Annotated in this window: 8 protein-coding genes and 1 pseudogene; 5 read left to right on the top strand and 4 right to left on the bottom strand. The window is 57.6% G+C overall.

The annotated features are described in order from the left end of the window. Nucleotides 1-162: 162 nt before the first annotated feature. The 3 genes and pseudogenes from FJ423_RS16450 to FJ423_RS16440 all read left to right on the top strand — a co-directional run bounded on the left by FJ423_RS16450 (nucleotide 163) and on the right by FJ423_RS16440 (nucleotide 2,458). On the top strand, nucleotides 163-417 hold the full coding sequence (locus tag FJ423_RS16450; protein WP_246680177.1) for a hypothetical protein: 255 nt from the start codon (nucleotides 163-165) through the stop codon (nucleotides 415-417). A gap of 113 nt (nucleotides 418-530) precedes the next feature. Further along, nucleotides 531-857 carry an IS66 family insertion sequence element accessory protein TnpB gene (gene tnpB / locus FJ423_RS16445; RefSeq protein WP_140843084.1) on the top strand — a complete coding sequence of 109 codons (327 nt, stop codon included), beginning with the start codon at nucleotides 531-533 and terminating at the stop codon, nucleotides 855-857. A 69-nt stretch (nucleotides 858-926) separates the two neighbouring features. Beyond that, nucleotides 927-2,458 (top strand): annotated as a pseudogene (locus FJ423_RS16440) (IS66 family transposase). A gap of 599 nt (nucleotides 2,459-3,057) precedes the next feature. Here the strand turns inward: FJ423_RS16440 and FJ423_RS16435 are convergent. The 3 genes from FJ423_RS16435 to FJ423_RS33580 all read right to left on the bottom strand — a co-directional run bounded on the left by FJ423_RS16435 (nucleotide 3,058) and on the right by FJ423_RS33580 (nucleotide 9,135). Next, complete coding sequence (locus FJ423_RS16435; protein ID WP_140843082.1) at nucleotides 3,058-4,290, bottom strand: hypothetical protein; 1,233 nt, start codon at nucleotides 4,288-4,290, stop codon at nucleotides 3,058-3,060. 115 nt (nucleotides 4,291-4,405) lie between these two features. Then, a complete protein-coding gene (locus FJ423_RS16430; protein WP_140843080.1) occupies nucleotides 4,406-6,421 on the bottom strand; it encodes a lipase family protein in 2,016 nt (671 codons plus the stop codon). Nucleotides 6,422-6,738: 317 nt separating this feature from the next. After that, nucleotides 6,739-9,135: a patatin-like phospholipase family protein gene (locus FJ423_RS33580; protein ID WP_181174811.1), complete on the bottom strand. Its 2,397-nt coding sequence runs from the start codon at nucleotides 9,133-9,135 to the stop codon at nucleotides 6,739-6,741. 229 nt (nucleotides 9,136-9,364) lie between these two features. On the opposite strand from FJ423_RS33580, the gene FJ423_RS16420 reads away from it, so the two are divergent. Further along, a complete protein-coding gene (locus FJ423_RS16420; protein ID WP_140843078.1) occupies nucleotides 9,365-12,364 on the top strand; it encodes an alpha/beta hydrolase in 3,000 nt (999 codons plus the stop codon). A 677-nt stretch (nucleotides 12,365-13,041) separates the two neighbouring features. Here the strand turns inward: FJ423_RS16420 and FJ423_RS16415 are convergent. Continuing rightward, entirely contained in the window at nucleotides 13,042-13,806 is a 765-nt protein-coding gene (locus FJ423_RS16415) for an alkaline phosphatase family protein (protein ID WP_246680176.1), read from the bottom strand. A 918-nt stretch (nucleotides 13,807-14,724) separates the two neighbouring features. On the opposite strand from FJ423_RS16415, the gene FJ423_RS16410 reads away from it, so the two are divergent. Continuing rightward, nucleotides 14,725-15,267: a hypothetical protein gene (locus FJ423_RS16410; protein WP_140843074.1), complete on the top strand. Its 543-nt coding sequence runs from the start codon at nucleotides 14,725-14,727 to the stop codon at nucleotides 15,265-15,267. Nucleotides 15,268-15,446: the final 179 nt, after the last annotated feature.

The following is a 15,446-nucleotide window of genomic DNA, read 5'->3' as shown; positions in this document are numbered from 1 at the left end:
TCCGGGCCACCTTTCGGGAGTGATCGCGATCTGTGAGGTTGCCGATCCTGTATTGGGATCGGAGGTAGGCTTGTGTCTAGACTTGACCTTACGCTTGACCCGGAGTGGCAGCCTCGGCGTTTCGAGGTGATCAACGGCGCTGGCGGCCGGCGTCACTGGTCGATGGATGACAAGGCGCGGATCGTCGCGGAGACGCTGGAGCCGAACGCAATCATTTCCGAAGTCGCCCGGCGTCAGACCACAGCAGGTGTTCGCCTGGCGCCGCGAAGCGCGCAAACAGGCCGCTTCGGCGCAGCAGGAATCCCCGGCCTTCGTGCCGGCGGTGGTGACGGCGCCGCCTCCGGAACCCGCACCGACGCGTCCAGCACGGCCGCGGAAGGGGAAGACGACCCGCGACGCTGGCGTGATCGAGCTTGAGATCGACGGCATCGCCATGCGCGTTGGCCGTGGCGCGGATGCCAGAACGGTTGCTGCTGTCATTCGTGCGCTGAAGGCAACGTCGTGATCGGGCCGACGGGGCCGTCAAGGTCATGGTGGCGACAAAGCCGGTGGACTTCCGCAAGGGGGCGGAGGGGCTGGCTGCGTTGGTGCGCGAGACGATGGGCGCCGATCCGTTCAGTGGCGCAGTCTATGTCTTCCGGGCGAAACGAACGGATCGGATCAAGCTGATCTTCTGGGACGGCACCGGCATCTGCCTCTATGCGAAGCGGCTGGAGGATGGCGAGTTCCGCTGGCCGAAAGTGCAGGATGGCGTGATGCGGCTGACGGCCGCTCAGTTGTCGGCGCTGCTTGAGGGGCTTGATTGGCGGCGGGTTCATGAAGCCCGCCGGACGCTGGCTCCGGCGCAGGCGGGTTGATCCGCGACCAAGTGAATCAGCCTGGAATCCGCTGTCGCCCGGAACTGGCGAATATGGTCTGATCCGATCATGGCTATGACGGCGGACCAGCTTCCCGACGATCCGGATGTGCTGAAGGCGATGGTCCTGGCGCGCGATGTCGAGAATGCTCGCCTGACCCAGATCATCAAGGAATTGCAGCGCCACCGCTTCGGCCGCCGCGCCGAGAGCCTGCCCGAAGATCAATTGCTTCTTGGCCTTGAGGAGGCCGAGCAGATCGAGGCGGCAGGCGAGGAAGAGGCCGAACGTGCCGATCCTGCCGCACGCAAGGAGCGCACCGCAAAACGGCGGGCGAACCGCGGTGCGCTGCCGCCGCATCTGCCGCGCATCGAGATGGTCGTCGACATCGAGGACTATGCCTGCCCATGCTGCCGCGACGGACTTCATCGGATCGGCGAAGACGTCAGCGAGCGGCTCGACATCGTGCCGGCGCAACTGCGCGTGATCGTCGTGCGCCGACCCAAATATGCCTGTCGTGCCTGCGAGGACGTTGTCGTGCAGGCCCCGGCGCCCGCCCGGCTGATTGAAGGCGGTCTGCCAACCGAGGCCACCGTCGCGCAGGTTCTGGTCTCCAAATATGCCGATCACTTGCCGCTCTATCGTCAGGCGCAGATCTACGCCCGGCAAGGTATCAACCTCGACCGTTCCACGCTCGCCGACTGGGTCGGCCGCGCCGCCTGGCATCTGCGTCCGGTCCACGAACGGCTACTGGAGAAGCTGAAAGCCTCGCCAAAACTCTTTGCCGACGAGACTACGGCACCGGTGCTCGATCCCGGCCGCGGCAAGACCAAGACCGGGCAGCTCTGGGCCTACGCCCGCGATGACCGTCCATGGAACGGAAGCGACCCACCGGGCGTCGCCTATGTCTATGCGCCGGACCGAAAGGCGGAGCGACCGATCGCTCATCTGGCGGGCTTTGCCGGAATCCTGCAGGTCGACGGATATGGTGGCTATCGGGTGCTCGCCGACAAGAGCGGCGCAACGCTCGCCTTCTGCTGGGCGCACGTGCGCCGGCGCTTCTACGAACTCGCCGCAGCCGGTCCGGCGCCGATCGCGAGCGAGGCGCTCCGGCGCATTGCAGAGCTCTATCGCGTCGAGGACGACATCCGCGGCAACCGGCAGACGCACGTCTTGCCGTGCGCCAGGAAAGGAGCCGACCGATCTTGGCCGAGCTCGAGCCGTGGCTGCGCGAGAAGCTCAGCCTGATCAGCCAGAAGACGAAGCTCGCCGAGGCGATCCGTTATACGCTGTCACGCTGGGAGGGACTCTCGCGCGTCCTCGATGATGGCCGTATCGAGATCGACTCCAATACCGTCGAGCGGTCAATCCGCCCGATCGCACTCAACCGCAAGAACGCCCTCTTCGCGGGCTCTGACGGCGGCGCCGAGCACTGGGCCGTCGTCGCCTCGCTGATCGAGACGTGCAAGCTGAACGACGTCGAGCCGCTCGGATACCTGGCGGACGTGCTCGCCAGGATCGTCAACGGCCACCCAAACAGCCAGATCGACGATCTCCTGCCCTGGGCCTACGTCGCCAAGCCGGAGCTCAAGGCCGTGGCCTGAGAACACCGCTTACCTATTAGCCCCGAAAATAGGCGACCCATCATCGAGCCAACGTCGATGGCATTTTTCCACAAGAGGGTTGCGTCGAAAATTGGTCCGATCTGTTGTGCTTCCGTAGTGCTTTCGCGCGAAAACCTCGAAGACACCACAAAAATCACCATCCTCTACCTATCTGATTATATGCTGAAATTGGCGCACCCGGAGGGCATCGGCTGACCCCTTTCCCTTTGGAAAATTTGGAGTAAGCCGCGTGCTTCCGATAGCAAAGCAGCGCCTCTTCGATGTACCAGATTTTCTAAAACCGTTGCCTGGTCGGGTATCCGCTGCGCCCTTGCGTGACGCCGCCGAACTTGGTCGCAATGTCAGGAGGGCGAGGAGCAGATGACGCAAATCGTGACGGTGCTGACGACGATGGCCGAAGTCTATGAAGATATAGATAGTGGGCACAGGCACGGCGTAGAACGGAGCACTCGCCAGTTGGCTTTTGCATCTCCATGAAGACCGTTGCCGAGGCGCGTTCAAACTTGCCTTGTGGCTGACATTCGGATGGGGTAGCCGGCGCTCAAAAGGCACACCAAAGGCAAACAATCACTACTCGCTCACCGAGTGCACCTGTCTGAATAGCGACTAGTCGCGAGCCATGTAACGACCGCGGAAACGCAACGGGGATGTTCATAGATTGAATGGCGGAGGCCCCCCCAGTCACTTTTGGCAAGCGTCAACACGCTAACACCATCGTGGAAGTCAGGAGTTGAACCAGCGCTAACTTCGCAACGCGATGAGCCCAAAATAAGCTCCCTTCCAAAAAAACTGCGCAGTATTAATGTCGATAGCATTAATACAAGATAGGCACCCATCAGGTAAATAGTCCACAACCATATGCCGCGCGTAGCCTTAAAATACATATCTCCAATCACACCTTTTTCGGACAAATCGTGCAATACGAAATACACGTCCGCAACAAATACAGAAAAATATATAGGGGTAACGATATATGCGCTGACGATTTTGTTGGCAAGATAAATTCCAAATCCACCGATCTTAAGTACTCCGTCCGCTTCATCGTCCTCACCTCTTATTATCAACATCCGCGTCGATTGACCACTAGTCAGATCGTAGTGCGATGCATCCACCAGCCTTTGCACTCGATCATCAAGCACGTCGCCGCTTTTGGTGTATGAAAACAGATGCTGTACAAAATAACGCGACAAGAAAAACATGGCGAGCGCAGCCGGTATCAAGGTAACGCCGGAAATTGCGACCTCAAGAAAAAAGCTATCCCCCTTGTACAGTGGAAGGTCAACGTCAAAAGCACGCTCCAAATTGCCAATTGAAAAATAGACAACGTTAAAAAATAACGCTACGATTGTGAATGCAACCAGCAGATATATTATGTCTATCGTTTTATTTGTAGATAACTTGACGCTCAAGAATGGAACAGAAAGAGCAACGAGAAGATTGTCATTCTGAGGGGAAGCGAGGATGTGGAACGCCCTGAGCGCAACGTTACCGCCGTGACTGTGTGCTATGCAGAGAGAGGTTGACTCTGGCAATGCCATTCGCCGTTGATTCAAATAATCGGCAAGTTTGCCAGCCGCGATATTGCGCTGCACTATCGAATTATCACCGCTCCACTTGAAAGCAGAGACGGTGTGTTCCAATCCCGCTACCTGAAGTTCACCTACGAGTTTGTTCCAAAACGGCGAGCCTTCCTCAAACCAGCGTAGCTTGGAGGCATGATCGCTCGGGAAAATCCCACGCCCCCACGTCCCGTGGATGAGTGTGATGTCGTAGTGGCGCGACGCCCGGGCTTCGGAGGTATCCTCACTCATCCAGAGATTTCACAATCATATGATATCAAGTTCAGGCCAATTCTAGATCTTTTCCGATGCGATCTGGCTGAAATGTGTATGGGCCAGCAGTCGCCAAACAGCTTGGGTAACCGTCTCAATCCCAGCTCGCGCTCGCGTCGTTGGGCGCGCCGCCCGCTCTCCGCGCGGGGCGGTACGCGGCTCCCGATTGTGCATGCACAAGACTCAGAAACATCGCGACAAGTGCTAAAAAGACGAAAGCCCGATTGAACCAATTGCCGTTCCTGTCGAGCCAGCGGCCAGATCGAAACTGCTCCACGACCGCTTCTTTAGGATTATTTCTGTTATAGCGGAAAGTGACGTCCGACCTAACCGCAAGGTTCAAAAGTTTGTATCCTTTGACCTCGCCTTGCGAAGCCCAGCGGAACGCTTCTCTAGCATCAATATCCAGAGGAGCGACTCGCAACTCGCCGGTCCATCCCTTGGGGACAAACATTCCCTTTGCAACATAGTCAGGCCAGTAAGGATGACCAAAGATCCACAAATTCGCCACTTGCCCGACCTCGAGGGTGCCGGTGGCGACATCGGAGTTTCTATCGAAAGCGGCGATCCTTTCTTGCGTAAGGCCTACAACCGAGCGAGGCCACTGGTGGAATACCAACCAAGACAGGATTGACACACCGGTAACAGCGGCGATTATCGCAGTGGTTCGGCGAAAGCCGCGACCCTGTGGAACATATGTTCGTCCTGAAAGAAATTGGTCTTCTCGCCCACTCGGTACCGATGGTGCTATGGATGCCCGCGGCCATTTCAATTCGGCAAAACAAATATCCTGAACCAACCGATCGTCGAAATAGCGCGTGTGTTGAGCGAAGATGTTGCCTCGAAGGAGTTTATCCCGAAAGATCTGACGCGTACAGCAATCCTTGCCCGCAGCGTGGGTGCGCGCAAACAGCGCCCCCCCGATCGGGTCGAGCGGACGATAGACATTCAACCAGAAGAAATTCTGAAGACAACCTGACAAAGCTGACAACAACTCTACCGGTTCTGGATAGCTCGCAGGGAAGAACCGGTGCATCAGCCGTCGCAAGGGCGAGCCCATTGTGATAAGCGTGACGCTCTTTGCGTGACGGAGCGCCTCGACATTCGAGCGTAGATAGTCAACCGCAATGACACTTCCAAGGCTGTGCCCGACCAAGACCAGATGGCCCGCGAAAGGTCCGTTGGGCTGCAATTTGCTGTCCAAATGGTGAAGCAGAGAGCGACGGTGAGAAGCGTCGCCAATGTAAAATGTCAAATCTGCAAGCACTTTTGCGACCGGTTTGAAAATATAGAACGCAAGGATCAGAAATAGAAACCCAAGCAATCCTAAACCGGTTCCGAACAGGATTTTGAGCGGCGATATCGTCAGCGGATCGCGCGCAAGGATTTCCTTTGGAAAGAACAGTGGCAATACATACCAATGGATTGGGTATATCAGAACCGCAAAGGATACCGATAGCAAAATAAGAAAAGCGAGGATGATGCGTGGCCAGAAATGGCTCAACGTCCAAATCGGTGGGCTTAAGACGGCGTGTGCTACGAAAAAGATCAGCCTTCGCAATGCAAGCTTTAGCGCGATTCCCATGACTGTGAACACTGATGGCCTGCGATGCGCGTTGATAAGATATTGTACGGCCACGCCCGAGACAAGAGCAGCGCAAGAACTGACAAGCGTCGCGGCGAAAAGCAGCGCTTCGAGCACCCGAGACGGATGCAAAAAGGTAGCCGATCCAGACGCTCTAGCCGCGAACCAAGCATTAAAGCTTTCCAAGCCGAGGGTGATTGGGAATAGCAGCACGAATACAATGAAGAGGCCAAAAGCCACGATATCAAAGGTCTGAGCGGCGACTTGCGTAGGCGACTGGAGACACTTACGGTCCACACTGAGCATAAACCCTTCGGAGGCAACCGCGCCGATCGAATAAAAAAGGCGTTTTGGGTCTCCGAAAAGGAATGCGTCATGATCATTGTCTAGGTCGGTCTCGTCGCTCCAGAAAACCTCTTCCGGCACTGATTGGTATCCGCTGCGTGCGACGGCTCGCGAAAGAGACGCAAACAGCCTGCCCTTCTGCTGCGTCCCTACACCATGCACACCTATGATTGCGATCATAAGCGATGTCTCCCAGGACGTTTCTGATACCTCACTTTTACGACGATTTCACGGTGTCTTGCCTCTGCGGGCAGGTTCGGGGTGTGGAGATAGGCGCATAACTAGCACGGTTTAGTGATGGATTGACCGGCCGCTAACCGGAAACCGCCCCACTCAATACACCCGATATCTTCCAACGCTTCGGTGTGCAGTCATTCTCGTTCCCGCGAGTTGCATCGCTTTTGCGTGGCTGCTCAGGCAGGCCTCCTACTATTGCACCTCACATCAGATTGCCGGGAAGATTTGGCGACTAACATATCGGTCGCTCTTCGCGAGGCCTAGAGCGAGATCATGGGCAAGATCCGTTTCACGGTGTCGAGAACACTGGCGTCATCAGGTAAGGACACGGCATCCTGGCCGCTCACGAAACGAGCAGCCACATGCTCCCCAAGGGCGCGGTAAACTTCGAACTGTTCCTCGCTGAACAATTGATCGGCTGTCGTCTCATGCGGGAACTGCCTGTGCGCGGCCGCATAGGAAAGGATGTAGTCATTCTCGTCTCCGCTGAGCGAGGCTTTCAGATAGACAAGCACACCCGTTTCGGGCTTGCCCCCCGCTACAACCGATGGGTAATGAATGATCCCGATCGCCACATGCGGACCGCTCGCCTGTGTCCCCCGCGCATCGCGCGCGTACTTTGCTAAGCGATCCCACCCCAAATCTATCCTCACATTCAGGTCAATTCGCGCAAATCGCTCCAGCTGCACGAGTGACGGAAAGCTCATCGTGGGGTCCGCCTCCGCATCGATCGCAATGATGAGTTTGCAGCGGCGGCGTAGCAGGCCGTAGACACCCAAATTCTCGATGTGACCGCCGTCGGTCAGGAAAACGAAGCCTGTTTCCCTCGATGTCACATCGCGCTTCGTCAGGCGCAGACCTGACTTCGAAAACGCTTCGGATAGAAGGAAAACCGGCCCCGGATAGCTCTTTAAGATCCGAGTACCGTGAGCGACCTGACGTGGGTGTCGTAGCCAGTAGCCCAACCGGACGTTCAACAATGCAATCGACAACGAAAGAGGACGAACCGACGCCATACCCATATTGGGGGCGGCTGCCGCCCCCGAGACAGCCGCGGCGGTTCCCAGAGACATCCCTGTCATGGCGTCTTCAATTTTGCTGGTCTTAACATACCCCGTCGCCTCGCTACCGACGTAGTGCGGACTGAAAAGGAAGAAGTCGGCATTTCGGCCCCGCCGATTGGCAAACTTGGAGCCGGGAACATTGAGCGCCGCATTGATCAGATGATACGGCGCATCGTCCGTCTTGACGCCAGAAAGCTTGAAATCGTCCGCCGGGGTGACCTCCTGGCAGTCCCGATCAGCCGGATCCTTCAAGCTGACGAAGAAGGCGCTGCCGAGACGATCGCGATAGAGCTGGTGTAGGGAGTTGGCGTTGACATTGATGAACGGCCATAGCAGCAGGAACGCCACGCCGAGCAATGCGTAGCGAAGCGGCACGTGCCAGCGCGAATAGTCCGTCAACGTGCCGTGGTCACCCACGCCGAGGATCCACTGGAAAACATATGGCGCATGGGCAAACGACGCACTTGTACCCACCTGCTGGCCACCCGGAACCAACCCGGTTCCCCAGAATGCGAGTTGCAGGACCGTGATCCACAGGATGAGCGGCACAAGCGAGGCGATCGCCAGCAACAGCGCCCTGCTGAGCACGCGTTTCAGAAGCTCCCTCCAGCCCCCGGCGTCCCCGCTGGTCGCCTTGGCCGCGATGTTGTTCACATAGGGCAACAGCAGCGCCGCGACGGGCGATAGCCATAAGAGGATGGCTTTCAAATGTGTGACCAGCCAGCCGCTTAACGACCCATCGGACGTGGTCGAGCCCATGCCTTGCGACAGAAGCCGGAAGCGGAAACCGGTCAAGGCCGCATGGAGGTCGAGGATCACGAGGACGGAGGCAATTGCCAGGATGGTTCCAGCCACCGCCGCCCCCTCCTTTCGCCGGTTTAGAGCCGCGTATGGAATGATCGACACCAGCACCGCGTAAAGCAGCAGCCCCGCCGCGCACACGCATAGCACCGCCAGCGATACGCGCAGCGCGCCCGTGCCGAGCATGCCGGTGAGATCGACCAGCAAGACGCGGGTCCTGGCCAATTCGCCGGTGTCGGCGTTGAGCGCGACGAGCAGTGCGCCGAGGAACATCAGGATTGGGATCACCACCACCGCATTCGACGCAAGTCCTCGCGCATAGACTCCCAAGGCTGTGAAGAGCGAGGGCAATCCGTTCTGAAGAAGGTAGCGCGAGTTGTCGCGAAGGTGCTTGACGATCACGGATTCACTAGTGCCCTGATCCACCCTTCCAAACGGGAAGACGTCGGGGGCGCCCGAAAGTCCGATCGTCAGCGTGGATCCGGTGTAGCCACCACCAGATACCGTGGAGAGATAGTCCATGGACTCGATGATTTGTCTTGAATGGAGGCCTTGCAGTGCGCCTAGGCAAAATGCTGCCGACCGCACGCCGCCGCCGGACAGGGCAAGTCCGGTTAGGTCGTTCTCGGCGGTCGCGGTGAAACCATGCGACTCAGCACGGATCTCCGGCCTGTGACTTTTGCTGCGATTTTTCGCTCGCCGCCCGTTTATCGCATATAGCTCACTTCTGAAGACATCGTCGAATGAAATATCACTTGACGCACCGTGTCCGTCGCCCCGAGCTACTGCCATCTCTCCCCCCAATTCGTAGGAGGTAAGCTCACTCCAAATAATGCGTATTGTCGAGTTCAATATCGATCTCGATCTAACGATTTATGCTTGACTACCATTCTGTCATCGCAATGAAGTGCGAGCAGAAAGGGTAGGGTTTCCAATACCCCCTCGGAGTTCGGCGGCGGCACCAATGACCTTAATGGAAGTCCCGGCACCTAAGAATGGGTCCGCATCCGAGCTTATACTGTTGATCCATGGCACCGGTGCAGGCAGGCGCACTGACACGGCCAATGGTGCGGAAAGGCGTTGGTGGGAGCTCGGAAGTACTTTTGCCATCAGATTGATTCGGGAACTCGCCTCAAGAGGCCGGTCCTGCACACCTGATGACTCGTTCATCTGGGGCGACGGTGGTGCCAATTCGGAGACGGCACGCCGAAACGGCGGCCGGGACCTGACACGCATGTTGCGGGCGCTCGACGCCGACGACCGAAAGTACCATCTCGTCGGGCACAGCCATGGCGGTTCCGTCATTTGGCATTGCCTTACCGAGTCGGCGAGGGCTGGCGGGCTAAAGGGGTTGATGAGCTGGACGACCGTGGGCACGCCGTTCCTTCGATTCCGACCATCAATCGCTTCGTTGTGGGCAGTCGCCCCTGCGCTTCTCGCAGCAGGGACAATAATCTGGTTGAACGGTCAGCATCCCGATGCGCTAGCAAGCACGCGGGCGTCAATGGAGTGGAGCGAGCATTGGGTGCCGTTGGCGGCTCTTGCGCTCCTCGGCTTGATAGTCGGGGGAGCACTCGCTGCCGGGACGCTTACCGGACTGGCCTATCTTTACTGGGTGTTGAAGACGTTGCTGCGGGAGCGCAGGGAGAAGCTTGCTGCTTCGCTCTACTTCGACCGGTATTGCTGCCTCTTTCACCCCATGGACGAGCCGCTCAACGGTCTAAGCATAACCCGCTTGCGACCGTCCGACATTCTTCCCCGCCCGGCTACCAAGGGGCGCGGACTGGTCGCATTTGCCTGGAAATGCATTGCCGAGCTCTGGTCTCGTCCCGCTGATGACCTCACATGGGACACGATTGCCAAACACCTGCAGGGAAATGATCTGCCTATCGGGCGGCTTGTTGATGTTGGTGCGCTTCCCCTTGGCAATAATTTGCCCTCGGGCGCTTTCCTGCCGGCGGAACTCCTCGAAATCGAGCAAGCGGCTGACGAGCGCTCTGCCGATATGATGCGCGATGCCCGGCATATCCTCGCCGACCTTGCGCATACTCAAGACGGATCGGTTCGACTGCAGAACCTCGCGCACGTCGTCGATTGGTCCGGCGTAATTCACACATCCTACTTCGACAGACCGTCAACATGCGAACGCATTGCAAACCAGGTGGAGAAACAAATCGCTGCGGATGGGCCCAAGGAAGCCGGATCCACATATCAGATGAGTGTTCATCGTCGAAGAAATCTATTCAAGCCAACAGGCCTGATTTTGATGAAGCTGCTGGTCTCCATTGGCGCGCTTGGCGGAATCATCGTGACGGCGAACCTTCTCTACCTGCTCTCCATTCAGCCATTTAGCCGCGAGAACATTGGCGAGCGGATCGTAGCCCAGCTGTCCGATCCCCTTCTTTCAAACGTCGCGGATTCCGACCTTCCCGGACACTTGGCACTTCGTCTTACACAACTGCCCGAAAAAGACCTGCCAAAGACGTGGACCGACCCGATTGGTATCCTGCTTGACCTGCCAGACGAACGCACGCGGCTCCGATCTGCGGAGATTTTCGCTTATTGGTACGGCAGCAATGCAGGTCTGGATTCATTCCAGAGCCTCGACGACCTCGTCGGGCGGTTCCGCACACGGGACGGCGCTGATCAAAGTGCTGTCGGCCAATTGCTGGAACTATATGGAGTGTTTGGCCTCGTCCAACGCGGGCGATACTTCAATCTGGAGCAGTCCGAGGTGGAGGATCGTTTCCGGAAGCTTCTTGCCTCCCCTATTTTGGGCGACGCGGCCAGGAGAACGCTGGCGACGCGCTCGATCGTCATACTCGTCGCGGACGCGCTTGGTCTGACAGGTGACGTTAGCGACTATATCGAGCTGCAGGAGGGTTCACCGCTTGGATGCTCCAACCGGCTCCGGATCGCGGCCGCTCTGGTCGCCGCTGGCAATCCTGGACTTGCTGCAAGCATCTCCATCAAGTGTACCGCGACGCTGACCTCGCAAGCGGCCTTGTTCTTGGGCACGCAGGGCAGACACAGGGACGTCGATGCCGGGGCCGAGTCGGCTCTTGTCTTAGCCGCGGTTCAAACGGGCGATGCCGCGAAAGCGACTGCGAGCGGCAACGGAGTTCAGGGTTCCGATCCAGATGTGGACATTCCTGCCGCCACTGACCGGTTACTTCAGCTTGCCATCTTTCAAGCCCAGGATGAGTGGCACCCGGCCTCCAGGCTGCTGGATCAGATCGAGATGAACGTGGAATGGCGAGCCGTGTTGAAACTTACGGCAGGCCGAGCAGTCAGTTGGGCTCGGGTTGCAGAGGCTTTCAGGCAGCATGGGGATGAGGCAAGCCAGAAAAAAATGATGGAGATGCTCACGGAGGACTACAGTAATGTCGTACTCAGCGGACCATCCGTTACCCTTTCTGTCGGTGAAATCCAGGATCTGTTTGAACTGCTTGAGGGCCTTCCGGACGAGGGCGCGCTGTCTGAATTGGCTGGGAAATGGTACGAGAAGGCATCCGAAGATTTTGCCGAACGGCCCGCGATGGCTGCGGCAACGTTTGCATTTGCTGGTATCGGCTTTGTGACATCAGGAGACAATGCCAATGCGCTGGAGAGTTTTCGCCAGGCAGGAGACCTCCTCGATCACTTTCCGATTGCTGAAGAACGAGCAAGCCTGGCCACGGCCATTGCAGTCAAAAGTGCGGTGTTTGACGACCGGAACTTCCGCGCGGCAACAATTCAGAATGCATACCAATATGCCGTGCGTGAGCAGGATCCAGCACGCAGGGCTGCTCACCTAAACGCCCTCGCAATCCTTGGCGCCGACCTCGGAAATTACCCCAGAGCGCTCGAATATCTCTCAAGTATCGATGATCCGGCAGTGCGATACGAGACCCTAATCAGTATTTGCGAACACCTGTTCCTTACAGGCGACGATCGCGACACTGGCCTATCCAGTAGACCGCCCGGTCTCTATCAGGTGCCGACGATATGGCCGTTCAAACTACCGAACATGCCAGCGTAGTACATGCATCTCTTTTCTACGCAAATCCGGGGAATATAGCGTGATCGTCGACGACAACTGCTGGGGTCCAGGTCGGTCAGCGACACGTACGTTTGACGACGATGCCCCGGTGGTCAACCGTACGCTCGCCGCGGCCCTTTCAGTTCCTCCGGTGTGACTTTGTCGATGGAAAAAACCGGCGAGCGCGGGCCATGCAGTCGGCGGGCAGTGACTGGCCCGGAATCGGCCGGGCGACCAAATCGAAGCCTCATCGGGATCGAAAGGCAAACTGTCGCCCGGAACCGTCAGCCACGTGACAGCCGCTTCTGATAAGCAACCTCGAGTAGCCACTGATTCCTATCTGCCGTTCGCCCAACTCAGGTCGCGTTGCAGCCTCGGCGATGTTTGCCCGCCCCTGAGAGCCCGCTTCCTCCCGTATTCCATTGCCACGACAGCGGCATGATCGCTGAGGACAAAGCGAGCGCATCAATTGCCCCTGACCTATAGCACGTTCCTTCAAAGGCTGCTCCACAACACCCGGGCCCAGGGCGACCGGGATGCGCACGCTGGTCGAGCGGCTGCGAGCCGCGTTCGGGCTAGTCATGACGCCATGTTCTCTTGCGGCCGCGCGCGCTCGGAAACGTGAAACTCCTCGGGCTATCCAGCGCTGGGTATGGCTCGTTTCGTTTTTCGATGCCCTACCGCTCATCCCAAATGTTGCCGATCGCCTTCCTGACGACCGTGGTGCCGAGCGGCGCTATGCCCTCGATCTCCTCGATCGTTCGCAGCAATGTGTAGTGGTCGATCCTCTGGGCATAACGGCCGGGCTTAATGCCGGCGCCGTAGAACACCGTGAATACGCGGTTCTCAATACGGTAATCGTCCTCATCAAAGGTGACAATCAACAAGCTGTTGTGCCTGCGCGACCAGTTGGCATAGGCGTGCAGATGGGCCTTCAGCCAGGTATCGGCCTGCATGATAGTGCCGTCATGCATATCATTGGCTAGGTTGGGAATGACGAAGCCGACCGCAGGCAGCCGTGCATATTCACGCGGAAATTTGGTCAGCGATTTTCCGGCCATCCTGGCGTCGACGAAGGTTTCCCACGGATTATGCTTGCGTGGCGATCCCGCCTCTGCATAACCTGAGAACGCCTTGCCGGTTGCATGGAGGCGGTCGGCAAGGTTGGGCGTGGCGATCTCATGGTAGCCGTCGTCACGTATTCCGTGCGTAGAACCACTGAACAGTGCAAGGTAGTTGGGCTGGCTGGGATGCGCCACAGCATGCGAATTTTCGAATAGGGCGCCGTTCCTCGCGAGTTTCTGCAGATAGGGAGCCGCACCCGGCTGCATGATCTGTTCGAAGGAATGGTTCTCCATGACAACGACAACGATATGATCGTACTTCGGCGGCGCCTCAGCCAAGGCGACAGATCCCCCATCCAAAACGATACCGGCGGCCATAAAAAGCACCGCGGAGAATTGCTGTAGAAGATCATGACGCTGTTGACACACTCGCCCCTCCCTCTCGACGTCATTGCTGCAAAACATACTCGTCCGATGCGTAAAGCAACTACGTGATCATCATTTCTCAAGCAAGCGCGTCACGATTCCAAACTGTCCCGCGCCTGCTATGGCGGCCAGTCAGCTGCAACACCAAGTTCGGATCGGTCATCTATTCGCTAAGCCACCATCAGCACGCTTCCCGTCGTCCTGTACCACCCACCTAATGAGAACTCATCGACACGTGCCACCTCACTCTTTTTTGTCGGAAAATACAATAATAAGAAATGTCTTTGCTGGAAGCGGTGTAGAATTCTTTCTCATCGCGCATCCACGGTGCCCGCAGCCACGAACACTGGGTGACAATGGCCCGCCGCATCTCAACAACTGTCTGGGCGGCTACAGGCAAGGCCTTCGATACCAAAGCACGTCTCCTCAAATGATTATAAACGCGTAGGCCACCTCCATCAGCTAACCCGCTTACAAATGATTGAGCTTGTCGCCCCACCATTATGCTTTCATAAGTCTTATCTGCGCGATTGCTTTAAGCACCGCCGGGGACAGCTTCGAGTTCCGACGATAGTTCGGATCAGCTGATAGCGAGCGGTCGCTCTGCCGTATGGATTCGATGTTTGGCATGCCGGAACTCAGCACTGATCCCCATGGCGAGGGATCGCTGGGTATTTTTGATGTATGGGGGGACCTCCGCCTGTCGCGAATCCCAACATTTTGCAGGGGTCTTGGAGTCGATCAGACGAAGTCGTAACGGCGTAGTCGACGAGTAACAAAGTGATGGGCTCCTCTGTTGCATTTGAGCCAACGGTGCTATTCTGTCGCCTATCGTCTTCGACCGCTTTTTCAAGCAAATAGGAGGGGAGCATGACGGACATCGCAGAGACGACCACTATCCAGTGGGGAGATCTCTCGCAATTGGCCGCCTTTCCGACTTCGACGGTTGCCTCTGTAACGAAATCTCCAGATGGGCGAGCTCTTTCGATTCTACTCGAAGGTCTTGAAGCGCGATGTGACGGAAACGGAATAAACTCTGCTACTGCCATCCTCGTGGGATCAATTGAAGCAAACATCCCGACCGCAACAGATTGGACGGCTACACGGGCAGACTTCAGGGGCCAAATTGCATTGACTGATGGGGCACGAGCAACAATTGAGTTAGGACTAGCACGAGCCGTCGATGGCCAAACTCTGGTGGTTCCCCTTCAAGCAGGGACTGACAGCGTCGATTTCACCCGAACGCTTTATAGCCCCGCAGAGATTTCGCCCCTCACCGCTGAAGGCGAGGCACCTTCATATGCGCCGCTCACTATCTCTATTCAACTCACCGTGGCCTGCGCTGGGAAAGCGAGCGCCGCCCTAGCCGCTGTGGATTCCATTGACCTCGAGCTGTGGGTTCGCTCGCGCTAGAATAAGAGTGGGTAGAATTGCCATCGATGCGCTCGAGGGTCTGGTGACCCGGCGCGGTGAGGGCTCCAAAGGATTGATATTTCCGGCGGTCCGGTGATCGTCCACGCGTGCGGCCGCGATCCATTCGAAAGATGCCGGCGACGAGTCCAATCGCCAGCAAGCCGCCAAAGCCAGGCAGC

This window comes from Mesorhizobium sp. B2-8-9, from assembly GCF_006439475.1.
In the GTDB taxonomy this organism is placed as follows: Bacteria; Pseudomonadota; Alphaproteobacteria; order Rhizobiales; family Rhizobiaceae; genus Mesorhizobium.
Note: the sequence above shows the minus strand (reverse complement) of the source record. Positions and strands in the feature narration are given on the sequence as shown.

Excerpts from the sequence above, each read along its gene's own strand:
- FJ423_RS16450 (WP_246680177.1), top strand. The coding sequence starts at position 163 with ATGGATGACAAGGCGCGGATCGTCGCGGAGACGCTGGAGCCGAACGCA.
- tnpB (WP_140843084.1), top strand. The coding sequence starts at position 531 with ATGGTGGCGACAAAGCCGGTGGACTTCCGCAAGGGGGCGGAGGGGCTG.
- FJ423_RS16435 (WP_140843082.1), bottom strand. The coding sequence starts at position 4,290 with ATGAGTGAGGATACCTCCGAAGCCCGGGCGTCGCGCCACTACGACATC.
- FJ423_RS16430 (WP_140843080.1), bottom strand. The coding sequence starts at position 6,421 with ATGATCGCAATCATAGGTGTGCATGGTGTAGGGACGCAGCAGAAGGGC.
- FJ423_RS33580 (WP_181174811.1), bottom strand. The coding sequence starts at position 9,135 with ATGGCAGTAGCTCGGGGCGACGGACACGGTGCGTCAAGTGATATTTCA.
- FJ423_RS16415 (WP_246680176.1), bottom strand. The coding sequence starts at position 13,806 with ATGGCCGCCGGTATCGTTTTGGATGGGGGATCTGTCGCCTTGGCTGAG.
- FJ423_RS16410 (WP_140843074.1), top strand. The coding sequence starts at position 14,725 with ATGACGGACATCGCAGAGACGACCACTATCCAGTGGGGAGATCTCTCG.